Source organism: Tateyamaria sp. ANG-S1, assembly GCF_000814025.1.
Classification (GTDB): Bacteria; Pseudomonadota; Alphaproteobacteria; order Rhodobacterales; family Rhodobacteraceae; genus Tateyamaria.
The window spans coordinates 20664-38620 of the sequence record NZ_JWLL01000004.1 but is presented as its reverse complement, the minus strand read 5'-3'; the positions used below and the strand labels follow the sequence as shown (position 1 = coordinate 38620).

Annotated in this window: 19 protein-coding genes; 8 read left to right on the top strand and 11 right to left on the bottom strand. The window is 61.5% G+C overall.

Translation table 11 applies throughout. The features are described from left to right. Positions 1–158 precede the first annotated feature (158 nt). On the bottom strand, positions 159–1196 hold the full coding sequence (locus RA29_RS06335; RefSeq protein ID WP_039684163.1) for an endonuclease/exonuclease/phosphatase family protein: 1038 nt from the start codon (positions 1194–1196) through the stop codon (positions 159–161). 358 nt (positions 1197–1554) lie between these two features. Here RA29_RS06335 and RA29_RS21765 point away from each other — a divergent pair, with 358 nt between their 5' ends. Beyond that, complete coding sequence (locus RA29_RS21765; RefSeq protein ID WP_052249508.1) at positions 1555–2649, top strand: Hint domain-containing protein; 1095 nt, start codon at positions 1555–1557, stop codon at positions 2647–2649. Positions 2650–2676: 27 nt separating this feature from the next. Here the strand turns inward: RA29_RS21765 and RA29_RS06325 are convergent, their stop codons facing one another. Beyond that, positions 2677–3159, bottom strand: a complete 483-nt coding sequence (locus RA29_RS06325) for a DUF2867 domain-containing protein (protein WP_039684161.1) — start codon at positions 3157–3159, stop codon at positions 2677–2679. A 131-nt stretch (positions 3160–3290) separates the two neighbouring features. On the opposite strand from RA29_RS06325, the gene RA29_RS06320 reads away from it, so the two are divergent. Then, positions 3291–3749 carry a phage tail protein gene (locus RA29_RS06320; RefSeq protein ID WP_039684160.1) on the top strand — a complete coding sequence of 153 codons (459 nt, stop codon included), beginning with the start codon at positions 3291–3293 and terminating at the stop codon, positions 3747–3749. A 66-nt stretch (positions 3750–3815) separates the two neighbouring features. On the opposite strand, the gene rpsD is transcribed toward RA29_RS06320, so the two are convergent. After that, positions 3816–4436, bottom strand: coding sequence for a 30S ribosomal protein S4 (gene rpsD / locus RA29_RS06315; RefSeq protein ID WP_039684158.1), 621 nt, complete (start codon positions 4434–4436; stop codon positions 3816–3818). A 189-nt stretch (positions 4437–4625) separates the two neighbouring features. Continuing rightward, a complete protein-coding gene (locus RA29_RS06310) occupies positions 4626–5198 on the bottom strand; it encodes a DNA-3-methyladenine glycosylase I (RefSeq protein WP_152612951.1) in 573 nt (190 codons plus the stop codon). Between the two features lie 121 nt (positions 5199–5319). On the opposite strand from RA29_RS06310, the gene RA29_RS06305 reads away from it, so the two are divergent. The 5 genes from RA29_RS06305 to RA29_RS06285 all read left to right on the top strand — a co-directional run bounded on the left by RA29_RS06305 (position 5320) and on the right by RA29_RS06285 (position 10587). Beyond that, positions 5320–6168 (top strand): EAL domain-containing protein, encoded by an 849-nt coding sequence (locus RA29_RS06305; protein ID WP_039684156.1) that lies wholly within the window; start codon positions 5320–5322, stop codon positions 6166–6168. A gap of 148 nt (positions 6169–6316) precedes the next feature. After that, the gene (locus tag RA29_RS06300; RefSeq protein ID WP_039684153.1) at positions 6317–7492 is read left to right on the top strand and encodes an acetyl-CoA C-acetyltransferase; all 1176 of its coding nucleotides are present in this window, start codon (positions 6317–6319) and stop codon (positions 7490–7492) included. Between the two features lie 162 nt (positions 7493–7654). Then, the gene (phbB, locus tag RA29_RS06295; protein WP_039684151.1) at positions 7655–8377 is read left to right on the top strand and encodes an acetoacetyl-CoA reductase; all 723 of its coding nucleotides are present in this window, start codon (positions 7655–7657) and stop codon (positions 8375–8377) included. 378 nt (positions 8378–8755) lie between these two features. After that, on the top strand, positions 8756–9706 hold the full coding sequence (locus tag RA29_RS06290; RefSeq protein WP_052249507.1) for a transcriptional regulator GcvA: 951 nt from the start codon (positions 8756–8758) through the stop codon (positions 9704–9706). Beyond that, complete coding sequence (locus RA29_RS06285) at positions 9703–10587, top strand: EamA family transporter (RefSeq protein WP_039684149.1); 885 nt, start codon at positions 9703–9705, stop codon at positions 10585–10587. The genes RA29_RS06290 and RA29_RS06285 overlap by 4 nt, the downstream gene beginning before the upstream one ends. Here the strand turns inward: RA29_RS06285 and RA29_RS22365 are convergent. The 3 genes from RA29_RS22365 to RA29_RS06275 all read right to left on the bottom strand — a co-directional run bounded on the left by RA29_RS22365 (position 10568) and on the right by RA29_RS06275 (position 11783). Beyond that, entirely contained in the window at positions 10568–10732 is a 165-nt protein-coding gene (locus tag RA29_RS22365) for a DUF465 domain-containing protein (protein WP_082029457.1), read from the bottom strand. The two genes, RA29_RS06285 and RA29_RS22365, sit on opposite strands and share 20 nt — an antisense overlap. 114 nt (positions 10733–10846) lie before the next feature. Continuing rightward, the gene (locus tag RA29_RS06280; RefSeq protein WP_039684147.1) at positions 10847–11590 is read right to left on the bottom strand and encodes a methyltransferase; all 744 of its coding nucleotides are present in this window, start codon (positions 11588–11590) and stop codon (positions 10847–10849) included. Continuing rightward, positions 11568–11783, bottom strand: coding sequence for a DUF2007 domain-containing protein (locus tag RA29_RS06275; protein ID WP_039684145.1), 216 nt, complete (start codon positions 11781–11783; stop codon positions 11568–11570). The genes RA29_RS06280 and RA29_RS06275 overlap by 23 nt, the downstream gene beginning before the upstream one ends. A 56-nt stretch (positions 11784–11839) precedes the next feature. On the opposite strand from RA29_RS06275, the gene RA29_RS06270 reads away from it, so the two are divergent. After that, complete coding sequence (locus RA29_RS06270; protein WP_039684507.1) at positions 11840–12838, top strand: polyprenyl synthetase family protein; 999 nt, start codon at positions 11840–11842, stop codon at positions 12836–12838. Between the two features lie 169 nt (positions 12839–13007). Here the strand turns inward: RA29_RS06270 and RA29_RS06265 are convergent, their stop codons facing one another. The 4 genes from RA29_RS06265 to soxR form a co-directional block, all read right to left on the bottom strand. Beyond that, positions 13008–13808 (bottom strand): 4-(cytidine 5'-diphospho)-2-C-methyl-D-erythritol kinase, encoded by an 801-nt coding sequence (locus RA29_RS06265; protein ID WP_039684143.1) that lies wholly within the window; start codon positions 13806–13808, stop codon positions 13008–13010. Further along, positions 13798–15507 carry a tetratricopeptide repeat protein gene (locus RA29_RS06260; RefSeq protein WP_039684505.1) on the bottom strand — a complete coding sequence of 570 codons (1710 nt, stop codon included), beginning with the start codon at positions 15505–15507 and terminating at the stop codon, positions 13798–13800. The genes RA29_RS06265 and RA29_RS06260 overlap by 11 nt, the downstream gene beginning before the upstream one ends. Positions 15508–15643: 136 nt before the next feature. After that, positions 15644–17293, bottom strand: coding sequence for an electron transfer flavoprotein-ubiquinone oxidoreductase (locus RA29_RS06255; RefSeq protein ID WP_039684503.1), 1650 nt, complete (start codon positions 17291–17293; stop codon positions 15644–15646). Positions 17294–17440: 147 nt separating this feature from the next. Further along, the gene (soxR, locus tag RA29_RS06250) at positions 17441–17905 is read right to left on the bottom strand and encodes a redox-sensitive transcriptional activator SoxR (RefSeq protein WP_039684141.1); all 465 of its coding nucleotides are present in this window, start codon (positions 17903–17905) and stop codon (positions 17441–17443) included. Positions 17906–17957: the final 52 nt, after the last annotated feature.

The following is a 17957-nucleotide window of genomic DNA, read 5'->3' as shown; positions in this document are numbered from 1 at the left end:
GCGGCGGACCGTGGGCTGGCGCTCCAACGCTGAAACAGTGCGGTTTATTGTGGTCATTTGCCTAAGACGCCAATGTTGCGCACAAACGGCAATGTAGCGGCAGCCCGCCGGGACGGTCCGCCGCTGGACCGGCGCCTTCGGCTTGATTCCGGTCCGGTCTAGCTGGTCGCCCCCGACGCAGGCTTCCATTTGAACCCCACCCGGATCACACCGTGATCGTTCGTGCCGCTTTCCTTATGGTCATCAAAATTCAGGTGGTCGTTCTGCACCACCATCTCGTCAAATGCCCACTTCCGGCGCTTGGAATTGTCATAGAACTCCTGACTGAACAGGATGTGATCCAGGCTCTCGCGCTGCCCCTGGAACACATGGGTGTAGTATACATCCCGGACCGACCGGTATTCCTGTATTGTCTGCGCAGTATACAGCGCGTTGTCCCCACCACCCGAGGACAAGGGCGACAGGTAGGTGGGCTGTTCCGACAGGATGTTCAGCGTATTGCTGTTCTTGCCGTCGTTCATGTCGCCGATGACGACAACCGGCGTATCGGTCTTTTTCGTCAGCTTGGTGATGATCACTCGTAGGGCAGCCGCCTCTGCCGTGCGGCGCACGGTCGATATGGCGTAGCCAAGGGCCGTGGCGTGGGGCCCGTGCACCTCCTTTTCGTACCAGCTCCGCTCGCGCCAGATCTGCGTCGGGCGGCGCGATTTGAAATGGCACACAAAGACGTGGATGACGGGCGTGCGGTCGTCGGGCTGGACCTGAAAGTGCAGCACGGGGCGGGAAAAGGTGCTGAGGTTGACCTCAAGATAATCCTGTTGTGGATCGTCGCCGCCGGTCTTCAGCACGTATTCATCGGGGAAATCGACGATCCACTCCGGTTCGCCGACCAGCATCCCCTTGCGTACCGCAGCGGCACAGACGATCCCGTTGCCGTTATGATCGGGTGGCACGAGGGGATCGAAATCGGCGGTCATCCCCGCCTCCTCCAGCACGTGGTCCAGCGCCTCGGTCGCCCACAGCTCTTGCAGGCCCACCACATCGGCATCAAGCCGTCCCATCACGCTGGCGGTAAAATCGACCTTGCGCTGGTAGATGACCGGGTCCCAGCCGTCAGTATCGCCGTAAATGGCATCACCGGGGGTTTGCAGATTCAGCAGGTTGAAGCTCGCAAATGAAATGTCGCGGGCGCCCATGGCAGTCTCCAATTCTCATCAATCAATGCAGAGAGGCTACCACAGGTTGTCGAAGATACAGGTGAAATCTTCGCAACAAGTCATTGATACGCATAGAGCCGCAGGGCAGAGCCAAGCCGTTCGGCGGGTTACCTCTGACGACAGGCTGACCGCGCTACTGGCCATGCATAGCGCCAAGCCTGCCCTGAACTGCCCTTGAAACGAGCAAAAAACAGCCATACTGCGCGGTCAAACGCATTTTCCGAGCGGAAACGGTGTGTTTCCAGACTAGAGTGCCGGTCGCGTAGGTAAATTCCCGCTCCGCGTGTATTATTCAACTTCATCCTGCAGAATGCAGTCCTCATTGGGAGTGGCGCACATGCCAAATGGTGGATCCATCACCGGGTTCCTGTTTCAGGACTTCACCTTTGTGAATGACAACAATCAGTTGACCCCGGGCCAGAACGGGCCGTTTTCCCTGCCTAGCAACGCACAGGCGACGCTGGCGAGCGGGGCGACGACCATCGACATCAACGTAACCGACGATGACGCGGAATTCGATGACGGCTTTCAGGACGATCCGAACGGGACAGCCCTGAACCAGATCCTGCGGGACGACATCAACACGACCGATGCGTCCGGAAACCCGATCCAGATCGGTGCGGGTGCGGTGCTTGAGGTTGAATTCACCCTGACCGCCACGCCCGTGGGCGGGGGTACCCCCATCGACCTGCTGTTCGTTGCGGCAGGTCCGGGCGAAAACCAGGGCAATCTGACGCTGGTGGTGTCCACGGCACCGCTGGTCCCGGGCGCGACCTACGACATCGCCTTCAAGAATGACGGGGGCGGCACCCCTTATGGCGAGATTGTGTGTTTTGCCCGCGGCACCCTGATCCGGACACCGGCGGGTGATGTGCCGGTGGAGACCTTGCGCGTCGGCTCTCGCGTGCTGACGCTGGACGAAGGGGCGCAACGCATCACCTGGGCCGCCCAACGGATGATCCTGTTTCCCAAGGGGGACGATGTGCCCGTCTGGGTCGCGCCGGACACATTTGGTCCGGACAAGCCCTATGCACCGACGGCGCTGTCCCCGCGCCACTGCCTGCTGCGCACGGATCCGGCCTTCCAACTGATGTTCGACACATCCGAGATCCTCGTTGCCGCACGGGACTGTATAGATGGCGACGCCATCACGCAGGACCTTGATGGCAAGGCGATCGAGTATTTTCACTTCATGGTCGATGGCCACGGGTTGATCTGGGCCAACGGCATGGTGGCCGAGACCTTCTATCCCGGTCCCGTGGCCCGCAAGAGCCTCGATCCCATGGCCCGCGCGCGGCTGGTCGCGAAATACCCGAGCCTGGCCGACCCGGATGCGCCGGCACCCTTCCCGCGCGCGCGCAGGCGTGTGCGCGGATATGAATTGCGTGCAAGCGGACCATCGCGCAGCCAGGCAACGCTGACCGCGCTGTGATCAGGCCCCAGTGACCAGACAGAGTGATCAGACAGGATGCGGCGGTGTCTGCGGTGCTCGCGCCACACGCGCCAGTGCATTGCGCGCGATCAGGATGTGAAACGGCATGATGGCCGCCAGGTAGATCCGCCCACCCACATTGTGCGGATGCACCCATGTGGCCAGTGACACGGTCCCGTTCTCCGAGCGCACCGACACCCGAAAGTCGAGATGCTTGTCGTCAAACCCGGCGATCAGCTCGGTCCCGGTGTCGCTTTCCACCGGGAACGGGCCCAGCTTGTCCGCCGCCTCCGGCCCGTCCTGCGACAAACCGAAGGGGGATGTGATCAGCCCCCGCAGCTTGACCAGAACCTGCGCCCAGCCGGGAAAGGCCGTGATGATCTGGGCCGCCGTGCGTGGGCTGGCGGCGTTGGCCACGGAATAGCAATCCAGAAAATCGCCCCGCCCCATTCTGTTATGCAGAACGCTGTCGGACGACAAACGGGTGGCGGTGACACGCGGTGCGGACATGGGACACGCTCCTTTGGCAATGCGGTATCAGCTTAGTGGCGCGCGCGGCGCCTGCCCCTGTGACATGAAATCACAAGCGGGGGTCAAACCCTGCTATACTCGTACATAACCACCTTTGCAGGAGCCGCGACATGGCAGACGACAATTCCCCCGCATCACAGGCCGTATGGCCCGTTCCTGCATTCGCGTTTCGCGTAACAATCGCGGGCGAAGAGGTTACGTTTCAGGAGGTCAGCGGGTTGGACATCGAAACGGAGGTCATCGAGTATCGCGCTGGCAATTCCAAAGTGTTCTCGACCATCAAAATGCCCGGCATGGTCAGCTCTGGACACGTCACGCTCAAACATGGCGTGTTCGCGAGGCAAGGCGCATTCTGGGACTGGTTCAGCGGCATCAAGATGAACACAATGAAGCGCACGGATGTGGCTATCGCGCTGGTGGACACGACCGGCGCGCCGACCATGCAATGGACACTCAAGAATGCGTTTCCGACCAAGATCACCGGCACAGACCTGAAAGCCGAAGGCAACGAGATCGCTGTCGAGACTGTCGAACTGGCCTACGAAGGGATCACCATCGACAACGCATAGAAAAAGGCCGCCCCGGATCGGAGCGGCCCTGTAACGTCTGGTGCGCGGGCCCGAAGGCCCCCGGCTTTAGTTCTTGGCGTAGAATTCGACGACCAGGTTCGGTTCCATCATCACCGGGTACGGCACATCGCCCAGCGTGGGGGTGCGGGTGAAGGTGGCGGTCATTTTCGAGTGGTCGGCGTCGATGTAGTCGGGCACGTCACGCTCGGGCAGTTGCGTGGCTTCCAGCAGGACAGCCAGTTGCTTCGACCGGTCGCGGACCTCGATCACGTCGCCTTCCTTCACGCGGTAGGAGGGGATGTTGACCTTTTTGCCGTTCACTTTGACGTGGCCATGGTTCACGAACTGACGGGCGGCAAAGACGGTCGGCACGAACTTCGCGCGGTAGACGACGGCGTCCAGGCGACGCTCTAGCAGGCCGATCAGGTTTTCACCGGTATCGCCCTTGACCCGCTCCGCTTCGGCATAGATGCGGCGGAACTGCTTTTCGGTCAGATCGCCGTAGTAGCCCTTGAGCTTCTGCTTGGCGCGCAGCTGGATTCCGAAGTCGGACAACTTGCCCTTGCGGCGCTGCCCGTGCTGGCCGGGGCCATATTCACGACGGTTGACGGGGGATTTGGGGCGGCCCCAAATGTTTTCGCCCATGCGGCGATCAATCTTGTACTTGGCAGACGTGCGTTTGGTCACGGCTGATCTCCTTCGGTTTGAACGGCTCGTCAGGCTCGGTTGAGCCTTCCTCGCCATGTTGAAGGGCGTTGTCCTTTGCCGATGGCGATGCAAGCTCAGAGAGCTTGAAGAGCCATGGCCGACAGGCGTCCGCTCGCGCGGGCCACCAACACCAATGAAGCCGCGCTTATACGCCGGGATTCGCCAGAGTCAACGACCCATCGCTGCACATTCCGTATGGCGGAAGCAGGGCGTGATATGATCGTTGACCAGCCCCGTCGCCTCCATGAAGGCATAGACAATCGTGGGGCCCACAAACTTGAACCCCCGCGCACGCAGATCCTTGGACACCTGTTCGCTCAGTTTCGTCTTGGGCGGCACCTGATCCCGACTGGAAAAATTCGTCTGAAGCGGCTGGCCATCCACATAGTTCCATAAGAATTTATCGAACCCGATGGCCTCGTTAACCTCGAGATAGGCGCGGGCGTTGGTAATCGTCGCCTCGATCTTGCCCCGGTGGCGGATGATGCCCGGGTCGGCCAGCAGCCGCTGCACATCCGCCTCGCCCCAAGTGGCGACGACCGCAGGATCAAACTCGGCAAAGGCCGCGCGAAAGGCGTCACGCTTCCTCAGGATCGTGATCCAGCTCAATCCCGCTTGAAACCCATCCAGGATCAGCTTTTCCCACAAGGCGCGCGGATCATATTCCGGCACACCCCATTCGGTGTCGTGATAGGCCACGTAGTCGGGCGCATCGCCCTCCCATCCGCACCTGTGCACCATGCGAAATCCCCCGTTTTGGTTAACAGATAAAATTGGAACAAAATGCAAACATTAAGACTGCTTTTACGGCTTTAACGCAAAGGTGACCATAGATTTCGAACACAAGGGTCGCTGCCAGCCCATGAAGAATAAAAGGTTCCAAAACGTGCCCGCGGGCGCTGACAATCCTTTGAATGCCGCCGTCTCAGCCCGCGACCGAAGCACGCTGCAGATGGTGGAACAGGCCGTCAAACATCAACAGACGCTGCTGGCATTCCAGCCAGTCGTGATCGCGAACGATCCCAAGCGCGTCGGCTTTTACGAGGGGCTCATTCGCGTCATGGACGACACCGGCCGCATCATCCCGGCCAAGGATTTCATGCCCGTCGTCGAACGGGCAGAACTGGGGCGCGAGATTGATGTGGTGGCGCTCAATATGGGGATGCGTACGCTCTACGAGCATTCCAATATCCGCCTCTCTATCAACATGTCTGCCCGCTCCATCGGGTATCAGCGCTGGATGCAGACCATGAACCGCTGGCTGAAGAAGGATGCCAACATCGGCGAACGGCTGATCCTTGAGATCACCGAGGGGTCCGCCATGGACCAGCCCGAACTGGTTGTCGATTTCATGGACCGGCTCAGCAACCGCGGCATCTGCTTTGCCCTTGATGACTTTGGCGCGGGCTACACGGCGCTGCGCTACTTCAAGGATTTCTTCTTCGACGTGCTCAAGATCGACATGGAGTTTTGCCATGGCATCGCAGACGACCCCGATACCCAGGCGCTGACGTCGGCCATCATCCAGATCGGGCATCATTTCGACATGCTCGTCGTCGCGGAAGGCGTCGAACGGCAGGAGGATGTCCGCATGCTGACGCAGATGGGGGCCGACTGCCTGCAAGGCTTCTATTTCCAGGCCCCGCAAGTCAGGCCGACATGGTTGATGGACAAAAGCAAGACGGCAAAACGGGCAGGCCAGCGGGCCTGAGACATAACGTCAGTTGCCGCACAGCAGCGAATCCGGTACGCCACACGCGACGCGGGACCATTCTGAGGCCCGCACAGGCGTGCAGCGCCTTTAGACGTGCGAAGTCTCGGAGTGGTCCTCAAGGTAACTGACAGAGGACCCGACCCCCATGACCAACATCGTCATCGCTTCGGCCGCCCGGACTGCCGTCGGCAGCTTTGGTGGCTCTTTCGCCAACACCCCCGCCCATGACCTTGGCGCAACCGTGCTCGAAGCGGTGGTGGGGCGCGCAGGGATCGACAAATCTGACGTATCCGAAACCATTCTCGGCCAGGTGCTGACCGCGGCACAGGGCCAGAACCCCGCCCGTCAGGCGCACATTAACGCCGGTCTGCCCAAAGAATCTGCCGCCTGGTCCATCAACCAGGTCTGCGGTTCCGGCCTGCGCGCCGTGGCCCTCGGCGCACAGCACATCGCCCTTGGTGACGCCGACATCGTCGCCGCCGGTGGCCAGGAAAACATGACGCTCTCGCCCCACGCCGCAGCCCTGCGCGCCGGTCACAAGATGGGCGACCTCAAATACATCGACACGATGATCCGCGACGGGCTGTGGGACGCCTTCAACGGCTACCACATGGGCCAGACGGCAGAGAATGTTGCCGATCAGTGGCAGATCACTCGCGACATGCAGGACGAATTCGCCGTGGCCAGCCAGAACAAGGCCGAAGCCGCCCAGAAGGACGGCAAGTTCGCCGACGAAATCACCGCCTTCACCGTGAAAACCCGCAAGGGTGACATCGTGGTCGACAGTGACGAATACATCCGCCACGGCGCCAACATGGAAGCCATGCAGAAACTGCGCCCCGCCTTCACCAAGGACGGGTCGGTCACGGCCGCCAACGCCTCCGGCCTGAACGACGGCGCTGCCGCCGCTCTGCTGATGAGCGCCGAGAACGCCGAAAAGCGCGGGATCGAACCGCTCGCACGCATCGCCAGCTACGCCACCGTCGGCCTTGACCCGTCGATCATGGGCGTCGGTCCGATCTATGCCAGCCGCAAGGCATTGGAAAAAGCCGGTTGGAAGCCCGAAGACCTCGACCTCGTCGAAGCCAACGAAGCCTTCGCCGCCCAAGCCTGCGCGGTGAACAAGGACATGGGTTGGGACCCGGCAATCGTGAACGTCAACGGCGGCGCCATCGCCATCGGCCACCCCATCGGTGCCTCGGGCGCGCGCATCCTCAACACCCTGCTGTTCGAAATGAAGCGCCGCGACGCCAAGAAAGGTCTCGCCACGCTCTGCATCGGTGGCGGCATGGGCGTTGCCATGTGCCTCGAACGCGACTGATCGGTCCCAGCGTCTGACACATATCAAGGCGGCGCATCCCAGCGCCGCCTATCTTTTTTCCACCAGACCAAAGACAGCACCAAAGTAGGCGCGTAATAATGTTGCGCTCTGACCGCATTTAAGCGAAACAATGCGAAACATACCCCAGAAGGAGTCTCCCCCATGTCCCGTGTAGCCCTCGTCACCGGCGGTAGCCGTGGTATCGGTGAAGCCATTTCCAAAGCCCTGAAAGACGCAGGCTATACCGTCGCCGCCACATATGCGGGCAATGACGAAGCTGCGGCCAAGTTCACGGACGAAACCGGCATCAAAACCTACAAGTGGAACGTCGCTGACTACGACGAATCGAAAGCGGGTCTGGCACAGGTCGAGGCTGACCTCGGCCCCATCGACGTGGTCGTCGCCAACGCGGGCATCACCCGCGACGCCCCCTTCCACAAGATGACGCCGGAGCAATGGCACCAGGTCATCGACACGAACCTCACGGGCGTGTTCAACACCGTCCACCCGCTCTGGCCCGGCATGCGCGAGCGCAAGTTCGGCCGCGTCATCGTGATCTCGTCCATCAACGGCCAGAAGGGCCAGTTTGCGCAAGTGAACTATGCCGCGACCAAGGCTGGCGATCTGGGCATCGTCAAATCGCTGGCCCAGGAAGGCGCACGCGCAGGCATTACTGCCAACGCGATCTGCCCCGGCTACATTGCCACCGAAATGGTCATGGCCGTGCCGGAAAAAGTGCGCGAGTCGATCATCGGCCAGATCCCCACGGGCCGTTTGGGTGAGCCGGAAGAGATTGCACGCTGCGTCGTCTTCCTCGCATCCGACGATTCGGGCTTCATCAACGGCTCGACCATCTCGGCCAACGGCGCTCAGTTCTTCGTCTAAGCACCTGAAATTGCTCAGGGGGTGCACACCCGGTGTACGGGGGGTGCACAAGGGGTGTACGGATGTCACCCCCCTGTTTCGAACAAAAAGGGCCGGTGCGTTGCTGCACCGGCCCTTCCTTTATCCCGTAAGATGGCGCGCGCCCATCAGCGGGAAGTCTTGCTCCCAAACAGCCAGGTCCAGGCGCCAGCAAGTGCTGCGCCGCGCTCTGCGTGGGCGCGTTCCAAACCCTGGCGGATGGCGGGATTTGCGGATGTCTCGAACATATGCGGTATCCTCTTGGATCAGTGTTTCTGGATTGACCCAAATATGCACCTTTGCATGGCAGCCAACAAACGAGACTTTCCAAGCCTTCACTTAAGCTGTACTTAAGTGACCATGCCAGACCGCCTACCGCCCCTCACCGCCTTGCGCGCCTTTGACGCCGCTGCCCGGCACATGTCCTTCGCCAAGGCGGCAGAGGAACTGCACGTCACCCCCGCCGCCCTCAGCTTCCAGATCAAATCACTGGAAGAACACTTGGGCACACAAGTCTTCCGCCGCCTCAACCGCGCCGTGGAACTCACCGAGGCAGGCCGCGCCATGGCGCCCGGCATGGCCGACGGCTTCCAAACGCTCGCCGCCGCGTGGCGCGCAGCAGAGCGCACTTTGGACAATGAAACACTAACGGTGACGGCAGGTCCGGCCTTCACCGCCAAATGGCTGGCACCACGCCTTTACGAGTTTGCGCAGGCGCATCCAGAGATCGAATTGCGCTTTTCGGCGACCCTGAAACTGGTGGACCTGACACGCGACGGGATTGATGTCGCCATCCGCTTCGGGACCGGCACGGACGAAGGCGTCTACTCCTATCCGCTGCCCGCCGATGAATGGGTCTGTCCGGTGATGACACCCGAAATGGCCGCACGTTTTCCAACGCCGGACAGCCTGCGTGACGCAACACTGATCTTTGACGACAGTATCGCTTTCCTGAAACCACCGGCCAATTGGGACACATGGTTCCGCATGATGGACATCGACTTCGCGCCCAAGGCCGGGCCCCGCTTCAGCCAGGCGGATCACGCCATCGACGCTGCCCTGGCGGGGGTTGGCGTGGCGCTGGGACGGCGCTCTGTGGTGATCAAGGATCTGGACGACGGCCGCCTTATCGCGCCCTTCCCCCATGCACTCGACACCGGCGTGCGCTTCCGTTTTCTGTGCAACCAGGGCGCCGAAATGCGCCCCCAGATCGTGGCCTTCCGCGACTGGATCCTGACCGAAATCGCCAAGACCGAACACATCACTGACCGCATGATCCGCCAACCCTCATCGGACTTTCAGCCCGAATGACACGCCGCACAGCCACCCTGATCGGCTTTGTCGCCGTACTGCTGTGGGGCGTGCTGGCCTTGCTGACGGTGGGGTCCGCGCCGACGCCGCCCTTTCTGCTCAATGCGCTGTGCTTTGCCATCGGCGGCACGTTGGGGCTGATCTGGACGGCGTTGAGCGGCGGGCTGGGACAGCTGCGCACCGTGCCGGTGCACGTCTATGTCATGGGAACGCTGGGGCTCTTTGGCTACCACGCGCTGTATTTCTCGGCCCTGCGCCTTGCGCCAGCGGCCGAGGCGAGCCTGATCGCCTATCTATGGCCCCTGCTGATCGTGCTGTTCTCCGGCCTCTTGCCGGGAGAGACCTTGCGGGCCGGTCACATCTTGGGCGCGTTGATCGGATTTGCGGGTGCGGCCCTGATCGTGACGGGCGGCTCGGCTGGATTTGATGGGGATGCGCTGCCCGGCTACCTGCTGGCCATGGCCTGTGCGCTCACGTGGTCCAGCTATTCCGTCCTGTCACGGCGCTTCGGCACTGTGCCCACCGCCTCTGTCGCGGTGTTTTGCGTGGCGAGCGCTGTGCTTTCGGTGCCATTACATATTGCATTAGAGGAAACGGTTTGGCCCGTGGGCCACCTGGCGTGGATCAGTGCGATCCTGCTGGGGCTTGGCCCTGTCGGCCTTGCGTTTTACGTCTGGGACATCGGCGTCAAACGCGGGGATATCCAGATGTTGGGCACCGCGTCCTACGCGGCGCCGCTCTTGTCGACTGTGGTATTGGTGGTGGCTGGCGTTGCCGTGCCGACATGGTCATTGGCCCTTGCGGCCCTGTTGATCACGGGCGGTGCGTTGCTGGCAGCCCGCGCCAGCCTGAGGGTCAGCCTCAACTCGAAAGTCGGGTAATTTCCTCTTTCAGCTTCAGCTTCTGCTTTTTCATGGTGGCCACTTCCATTTGATCGATGCCGGGCGATCGTTGGGCCATATCGACCTGATCACTCAGGCTCTGGTGCTTCTTTTTCAACTCTTCGAGATGGGCAATGACGCTCATTCGGGTCCTCCTTGCTGATAAAGTTGCAGCCACAGCCAAGCACAGCTTTGTGTACAAGTCACGCCGCAGGCGCAGCATGTGGATAAGCTAAATGTAGGAGCGGTTAATGGCCCATTAAAGGTGCAGAGCCGCTCCTTCGCGCAAAATCGCTTGGATTTCAGGCGTGTAGCTTTCGGCGTCCCGTTCATGTCGCGCACCTTCATGTAGAATAATCGGAAAATGCAGCCTAAAATCCGCCCGACCGTTCTTGCGCGCCCGGAAAATCACCAGCTCTGCCGGTTTTCCGACCCGTGGACAAAGCGGCCAGATCTCCGGGCTGCCCAACCGGCCCGATGCAGCCGACAGCAACTCTGGCACCCGTTCGGCCCGGTGAATGATGTGCAGATAGCCCTTGTGCCGCAACCGCCGTGCTGCCGCATCGATCCATGCGGCCACCGGGGTCTCTACCCCGCGCCCGGCCTCGCGCCCAATGTCGGACGCCACATGTCCCGCCCCGCGATCAAAGAAGGGCGGGTTCGCCAGCACATGATCAAAGCTGCGCGCCTTCAAAGCCTCGGGCAAGTCCGCCAGATCAGCGGCGAAAGTCTCCAGCCCGTTGCGTTGCGCCAGCGCCGCGTACTCGGCCTGCCGCTCTACGCCCACCAATTCCAGACCGGCCACCCGCGCCCCCAGACACAATGCCGCAGTGCCCACCCCACAACCCAAATCCAGCACGGATTGGCCAGGTTTCGCAGGCACCGACGCTGCCAACAGCACTGGGTCAACACCCGCGCGATACCCCAAACGGGGCTGCCATAGGTGCAACCGTCCGCCCAGAAAGGCATCGTGGGTCAGATCAGCGTCCAAGGTCGATATCATTGTCCGTCATCACCCGCAGGGCCGCATCATAATCATCCGTCCGCACCATCAGGCGACGGGGGAAAATTCCGATCCCACCTTCAAGGACGCTCATATTTACGTCCATCTGAAAGCAGTCTATATCCTCGCCTTTAAGAAGGGCAGAGGCAAAGGCGATGATCGTCGGGTCAGTCGTGCGCAAAAGTTCCTTCATATCATGGATGTAGGGGCACACCGGCCTACGTGTCGAGGGGTGCTATGGGGAAAGTGATGGACGCGTCCACAATCGCAAAACCGCATGACCGTCTGGCTGCCTATCTGGCAGAGGATCTGGAGGGCGTGAACGCCCTGATCCGCGAGCGCATGGCCTCAGAACACGCGCCCCGTATCCCCGAAGTGACACAGCACCTCGTGGAAGCAGGCGGCAAGCGGTTGCGCCCCATGCTCACCCTCGCCTCAGCGCAAATGTGCGGCTATCCGGGCCCCTATCACGTACATCTCGCCGCCACGGTCGAGTTCATCCACACCGCCACCCTGCTGCATGACGACGTGGTCGACGAAAGCGCCCAGCGGCGCGGGCGGCCCACGGCCAACCTGCTCTGGGACAACAAGTCGTCGGTGCTGGTGGGCGACTACCTCTTTGCCCGCTCGTTCCAGTTGATGACGGAGACCGGCAATATGGACGTCCTGCGCATCCTTTCGGACGCGGCTGCGACGATTGCCGAAGGTGAAGTCCTGCAAATGACCGCAGCCCAGGATCTGGCCACCAATGAGGCCATCTACCTACAGGTGGTGCGCGGCAAGACGGCGGCGCTGTTCTCCGCGGCGATGGAGGTCGGCGGTGTGATCGCAGGCAAGGATGCGGCGACGACGCAAGCGCTCTTCGACTACGGCGACGCGCTCGGCATCGCGTTCCAGATCGTGGACGACCTGCTCGACTACCAGGGCCAATCCTCGGCCACCGGCAAAAACGTTGGCGACGATTTCCGGGAACGCAAACTTACGCTCCCAGTGATCAAAGCCGTCGCGATGAGCAACAGCGAAGAGCGCGCCTTCTGGTCCCGCACCATCGAAAAGGGCCAGCAAAAGGACGCGGACCTCGACCACGCCCTGTCGCTCCTGCACAAACACGGCGCACTTGAAGCAACCAAGGCAGACGCCATCGGCTGGGCGAACAAGGCCAAGTCGTCTCTCGCCACACTGCCCGCACATGACCTGCGCGACATGCTGATTGACCTCGCCGACTACGTGGTCGAACGGATCAACTAACCGTGCCAGCGGCTGCCCGCGGGGGGCCGCACCGACACTCGTTCCAAGCGATTTATGCCTGTCATTTGCCTATGACGCTCGTGTGGCGCGCATTGGCTGGCGTAGCGGCCGCCCGGTGGGGCGGGCAGCCGCTGGCACGGCGGGCTGACGCCCTTGATTCCGTGCCGGGCTAGGCCCCGACCGTTTGCACCGCCCGAACCCACCAGCGCGGCTGGCTTGCGGCGATTTGGTCTGCTGCAGCCCGCGCAGCAGCAGCATCCGGATAGACACCAAAACACGTCGATCCCGAACCGGACATGCGCGACACCTCTGCGCCTTTCAAGGCAGTCAGCGCCGCAGAGATTGCCGGATTGCCAGATGCTGCGGGCGCTTGAAGATCGTTACGCTGTGCCCTCAACCAGTCCACGAAACCGGCGCGACCCGACCAGCCAAGCTTGCTGTCCATCCCGGAATTTTCTTTCTGCCGCAAACGCTTGAACACATCGGGCGTCGGTACGTGAACGCCCGGGTTGACCAACACCATGTCCAGCGCAGGTACACCACCCACAGGCGTCACATCCTCGCCAATCCCCCGCATTCGTTGCGGTAGATCCAGCAGGCACACAGGCACATCCGCACCCAGCGCAAGCGCATGCGCCTCCGCCCCCATCAGCCGCAGCACAGCCGCGGCATCTGACGATCCGCCCCCAATCCCAGCCCCATGGGGCAAATTCTTTTCAAGGGAAAACTGCCCCGTGACACCCGCCAGCACAGCGGCGCGCCAGATCAGATTTCGGTCATCGTCAGGAACCCCGACCGAGAATGGCCCGGACACTTCAATCTGCATCGATGGGGCCAGAACAAACCCGATCCGGTCGCCCACGTCGGCAAAAACCACAAGGGAATCAAGAAGATGATAGCCACCATCTCGCTGGCCAGTCACATGCAGGGTCAGGTTGATCTTGGCGGGCGCAAAGGCCTCAATTGTCATTCGCCACCTGCAGGGGCTCCGCACCTTCCTCGGCCAGCACAGCGTCCAAGCCCACTTCCAACTTGCGGCGCATCCGGTCAGGATCAGCCTCGCCATCCGTATCGGCCGGATCAACAAAGCTCAGCGCGCGCATCCACTGGAACCGCGCCTCTCGCTCGCGTCCCACGGCCCAATAGACGTCGCCAAGATGATCGTTCACAACCGGATCGACCGGCATCAACTCCACCGCGCGTTCCATATGCTCGACCGCTTCGTCATAGCGGCCAAGGCGGTACAGAACCCATCCGAGGCTATCGACAATGTAGCCGCTGTCCGGGCTGGCCGCGACGGCCTCTTCGATCATCTCAAGCGCTTCATCCAGCTTGATCTGCTTTTCAACCAGCGAATAGCCAAGGTAATTCAGCACCTGCGGCTGGCCGGGGTTCAGCTCAAGCGCACGCCGGAAATCAGCCTCCGCCTGCGGCCACTCCTTCAGCCGCTCATAGGAAATCGCGCGGGCGTAGTGCAGGAACCATGCCCCCCGCGCCTCCGGGTCCGTCAGCTCCAGCGCCCGATCATAGGCAGCAACGGCCGCTTCGAAGTCGCTTTGCTGACGCAAGACATCGCCAAGCGTAGAGTGCACAAGGGGCAGATCGCCAAAGCGCTTGGCCAATTGTTCCAAGACCTCGATCGCCGCGTCGGGCTTGCCGGATTCGCGCAACGCCGCCGCCCGGCCCAGTTCAGCTGCATGGAATGCCGGATGATCCGCGGGCACCTGCTTGTAGGTCGCATTGGCAAGATCATACTGCTCAAGCGTTTCCAAAAGATCCGCGTTCAACAGCAGCGCGTCTACGTGATCGGGCCGCAAGTGCTTTGCGAGGCGCCCGTAGAGCAGCGTGTAATCCGCCCCGGCATCCTGCCGCAACGCACCGGCCAGCGAATAGAACACCTCCGCCATCCCGTCCCGGGCCGACGTGATATGGGTAAAGGCCAGCGTCTCTCCCGCCTCTAGCGCCAGGTGCATGGCGTCAAGCTCCGGGTCCGTCACGGTGCCAAACGCAGCATCAAGCGACGCCGCCGCTTCCTCGTTCCGGCCAAGCTGCGACAGCACCTCAGCCCGTGCCATGGCGCCACGCCGTGTCTGTTGCAGGGGGCCGGAGCCATCGCTCTCGAAAATCTCGCTGGCCTCTTGGAACTGGCCCAGACCGGCCAGGGCCATCGCCTTGTGATACATGGCGAACCCGCGCACGCCGCGCTGTTCGGACACGGCATCGAACCCGGCCATCGCCTCATCCACGCGATCTGCGCCGACCAGTGCCCAGGCGTTCAGCAGCCCATCAACCAGCGGTCCGATGCCCTGGGTGTCCGCATCACGTTCAAGGTATCCGGCATAGTCTTCCTGCGCGAGCATGTCGGCGATGATGACCATATGCGCGGCCTGACTGCGGGCCTCACGCTCTTCAATGGCCTGCGCGATGGGCAGGGCTCGGTCAATACGACCCAGCGCCATTTGCGCGACGATGGCATCCTCCATCAATTCCACATTGCCGGGATCACGCGCCAGCGCTTGGGTGTAATAGCGGGCCGCCGCCTCGAAATCGCTGGTCATCGCGGCTTGCCGCGCGGCCAGGTACGACCCTGCAACCGACTGGGCTGCCGCGATATGCGGCGTTGCAGCCAACACGGCGGCCAAAGCGACACTGGACAAAAGCGATCGGATCACGGGATGCACTGCCTTCTTGCTGTTTGAACCAAAGGCTAGCACGTCTGGGCATATGTGCAATCCGACCTCGCGAAATGGTCAGCGATTGCGCGCCAGAAAAAACGCCGGGCTGCGTGGCCCGGCGTTTTGATGATCACATGTTCGGGTAGTTCGGACCGTCCCCGCCCTGCGGCGTGGTCCAGGTGATGTTCTGCGCGGGATCCTTGATGTCACAGGTCTTGCAGTGCACGCAGTTCTGGAAGTTGATGACAAAGCGCGTGTCCTTGCCCTCTTCTTCCACGAACTCATACACGCCTGCCGGACAATACCGCGCCGAGGGGCCTGCATATTTCGGCAGGTTCTGCGCCACCGGCACCGCAGCATCGGTCAGCTTGAGGTGCGCAGGCTGGCTTTCCTCGTGGTTGGTAAAGCTGAACGACACGTTGGTCAGCCTGTCAAAGGACAGCGTGCCATCGGGCTTGGGATAGTCGATGGGCTTGTGTTTGCTGGCCTCTTCCGTGGCGTCCGCATCGTTCTTACCATGCCCCACGGTGCCAAAAAGCGAAAAGCCCAGAGTGTTGGTCCACATGTCGAACCCGCCCAGCACCAGCGACGCCGTCAGTCCATACTTGGACCAAATCGGCTTCACGTTGCGCACTTTCTTGAGGTCCTTGCCGATGGCTCCTTCGCGCACCTCGGTCTCATAGGCGGTCAGCTCGTCACCCGACCGCTCCGCCTTGATCGCGTCAAAGGCCGCCTCGGCCGCCGCCTTACCCGACAGCATCGCGTTGTGATTGCCCTTGATCCGCGGCACGTTGACCATGCCCACAGAACAGCCCAGCAGCGCCACACCGGGGGCCACCATCTTCGGCATCGACTGGTAACCACCCTCGGAAATCGCCCGCGCGCCATAGGCCACGCGCTTCCCGCCCTTCAAAAGCTCAGCCACCATCGGGTGATGCTTGAAGCGCTGGAATTCCATGTAGGGGAACAGGTGCGGGTTCTTGTAGTTCAAGTGAACCACAAACCCGACATAAACCTGATTGTTATCAAGGTGATAGATGAAGGACCCACCGCCCGCATTGGATTCCAGCGGCCAGCCCATCGTGTGGGTGACAGACCCTTCCTTGTGCTTCTCGGGGTCAATCTCCCAGATCTCTTTCATGCCAAGGCCGTATTTCTGAGGCTCCTTGCCCTCGGCCAGATCGTACTTGGCGATGACTTCCTTCGACAGCGACCCGCGCACGCCTTCGGACAGGAACACATACTTGCCGTGCAGCTCCATCCCCGGCTCGGTGTTCTCGCCAATCGACCCATCTTCTTCTAGGCCAAAGACACCAGCAACAACGCCCTTCACCTCGCCATTGTCGCCATAGACCAGCTCGGAACACGCCATACCGGGGAAGATCTCAACCCCCATTTCCTCGGCCTGCTCCGCCATCCAGCGGCAGACATTGCCCATCGACACGATGTAGTTGCCGTGGTTGTTCATCAGCGGCGGCATGGGCGCGTTGGGGATGCGGATCTGCCCCGCCTCACCCAGCATGTAGAAGTTGTCGTCCTTGACGGGCACGTTCAGCGGCGCGCCCTTCTCCTTCCAGTCCGGGATCAGCGCATCCAGACCCACGGGATCCAGAACAGCACCCGACAGGATATGCGCACCAACCTCAGATCCCTTCTCAAGAACCACAACGTTCAGATCGGCATCCAACTGCTTGAGACGAATGGCGGCGGATAGACCAGCAGGGCCCGCCCCCACGATCACCACGTCATATTCCATCGCTTCGCGTTCAATCTCGGCCATCCGGTGGCTCCCCTCTTGCTCCCGGCGCATCTGCGCAAATTTGGTCGTCGCTACCTGTTAGATAGGGCTTCCGCAATGTGGTGAACTGTCCCCGTGAAAAAATCCACAAAAAATTCACGAAACGACGACACGTTACGCAAAATTACGCTACGACGTGACATCTGATGGGCGATCTCCCAGCAAATAGCGGGGGCCCTGCCCCTTTTCGGCCGCCGCATCGCGCGGATTGTAAAGCGCACAAGCCTCCAGACTCAGACACCCGCACCCGATACAGCCATCCAGCGTATCGCGCAGCTTTTCCAACCGCGCGATGCGGGCATCCAACCCCTCCCGAAACTCGGTGCTGATACGCGCCCAGTCGCGTTTGTTGGGCGCACGGTGGCGCGGCAGCAGGTCCAGCTCTGCCTTGATCTGCGCCAGCGTGAACCCGAACTGCTGCGCCACCATGATGAAACTCAGCCGCCGGATGTCGGCGCGCTGAAACCGCCGCCGCCCAGACGCATTGCGCAACGGGGCCACCAGCCCCTCGTCCTCGTAATAGCGGATGGCAGACACCGCCAAACCGGTCCGCTCCGCAATCTCGCCAATGCTCAACCCCTCGGATGGCGTCATGAAAAAAAACCTCTTGACCTCAAGTTGACTTGAGGTCGCAGGATGCCCTCAC

Bases quoted from the DNA above. Each gene is read 5' to 3' on its own strand.
- RA29_RS06335 (WP_039684163.1), bottom strand. From the start codon at position 1,196: ATGGGCGCCCGCGACATTTCATTTGCGAGCTTCAACCTGCTGAATCTG.
- RA29_RS21765 (WP_052249508.1), top strand. From the start codon at position 1,555: ATGCCAAATGGTGGATCCATCACCGGGTTCCTGTTTCAGGACTTCACC.
- RA29_RS06325 (WP_039684161.1), bottom strand. From the start codon at position 3,159: ATGTCCGCACCGCGTGTCACCGCCACCCGTTTGTCGTCCGACAGCGTT.
- RA29_RS06320 (WP_039684160.1), top strand. From the start codon at position 3,291: ATGGCAGACGACAATTCCCCCGCATCACAGGCCGTATGGCCCGTTCCT.
- RA29_RS06310 (WP_152612951.1), bottom strand. From the start codon at position 5,198: ATGGTGCACAGGTGCGGATGGGAGGGCGATGCGCCCGACTACGTGGCC.
- RA29_RS06305 (WP_039684156.1), top strand. From the start codon at position 5,320: ATGAAGAATAAAAGGTTCCAAAACGTGCCCGCGGGCGCTGACAATCCT.
- RA29_RS06300 (WP_039684153.1), top strand. From the start codon at position 6,317: ATGACCAACATCGTCATCGCTTCGGCCGCCCGGACTGCCGTCGGCAGC.
- phbB (WP_039684151.1), top strand. From the start codon at position 7,655: ATGTCCCGTGTAGCCCTCGTCACCGGCGGTAGCCGTGGTATCGGTGAA.
- RA29_RS06290 (WP_052249507.1), top strand. From the start codon at position 8,756: ATGCCAGACCGCCTACCGCCCCTCACCGCCTTGCGCGCCTTTGACGCC.
- RA29_RS06285 (WP_039684149.1), top strand. From the start codon at position 9,703: ATGACACGCCGCACAGCCACCCTGATCGGCTTTGTCGCCGTACTGCTG.
- RA29_RS22365 (WP_082029457.1), bottom strand. From the start codon at position 10,732: ATGAGCGTCATTGCCCATCTCGAAGAGTTGAAAAAGAAGCACCAGAGC.
- RA29_RS06280 (WP_039684147.1), bottom strand. From the start codon at position 11,590: ATGATATCGACCTTGGACGCTGATCTGACCCACGATGCCTTTCTGGGC.
- RA29_RS06275 (WP_039684145.1), bottom strand. From the start codon at position 11,783: ATGAAGGAACTTTTGCGCACGACTGACCCGACGATCATCGCCTTTGCC.
- RA29_RS06270 (WP_039684507.1), top strand. From the start codon at position 11,840: ATGGACGCGTCCACAATCGCAAAACCGCATGACCGTCTGGCTGCCTAT.
- RA29_RS06265 (WP_039684143.1), bottom strand. From the start codon at position 13,808: ATGACAATTGAGGCCTTTGCGCCCGCCAAGATCAACCTGACCCTGCAT.
- RA29_RS06255 (WP_039684503.1), bottom strand. From the start codon at position 17,293: ATGGCCGAGATTGAACGCGAAGCGATGGAATATGACGTGGTGATCGTG.
- soxR (WP_039684141.1), bottom strand. From the start codon at position 17,905: ATGACGCCATCCGAGGGGTTGAGCATTGGCGAGATTGCGGAGCGGACC.